The sequence below is a fragment of the Oleiphilus sp. HI0117 genome (genome assembly GCF_001635235.1).
In genome coordinates this window covers 1-639 of record NZ_LWGA01000553.1, presented here as the reverse complement: position 1 = coordinate 639, position 639 = coordinate 1, and the positions used below count along the sequence as shown (strand labels likewise).

Genomic DNA, 639 nt, shown 5'->3' with positions numbered 1-639 from the left:
AGTACAGGAAACGTCAAAGCTTGGCACCCCCAAGAAAATTCAGGAAATAACCATTGGTGTTGAAGCTCAGTCTTTGGCAGAGACTGCGAACATGTCTCCCGATGACGCGCCTTTAGCTATTGAAGACAGGAATGATCCTTTTGAGGGGCGAGAGGTCAAATATCGCTTCCAGCAAATAGCGTCTCATTTTGCTCAGGAGATTAAATACCCTACTTTTTCGCGCCCGATTCATCAGCAACAGGACTTGGTTGAGTATTTACCCAATCGGGCCGTACAGTCTAGTCGACCGATCAATCTTGATGACGTTGATGGAGAGATACAAGAGGTAGGGCCTCGTATTGCTCTCAAGACCTCTAAGTTTAACTATTACCCTGGCGAACCTGTTGTCGCCGTCGCAGATGTGACAGGCATACAAGCTCGTAACTCTGTGCATGTCACGGGGCTAGTTCGAGTTGGTGGACAGATTGTCGCGAAAAACCAAGGTGTTATTCGCTCAGATGACGGTTCTAATCATGCTCACCAGCAATACAGCTTGCATTTTGATGACCTCAGCAATATTCCTGTGAGCGATCAGGGAGACATGGATGTTGTTGCCGAGTTTACGATTGATGGAAATACCTATGCGATTACCTCATTAAT

The 639-nt window shown here is 46.6% G+C and carries 1 protein-coding gene; it reads left to right on the top strand.

The features are described 5' to 3' along the window. On the top strand, positions 1 to 639 hold a 639-nt coding region (locus tag A3757_RS26520), incomplete at both ends, for a hypothetical protein (RefSeq protein WP_197469867.1).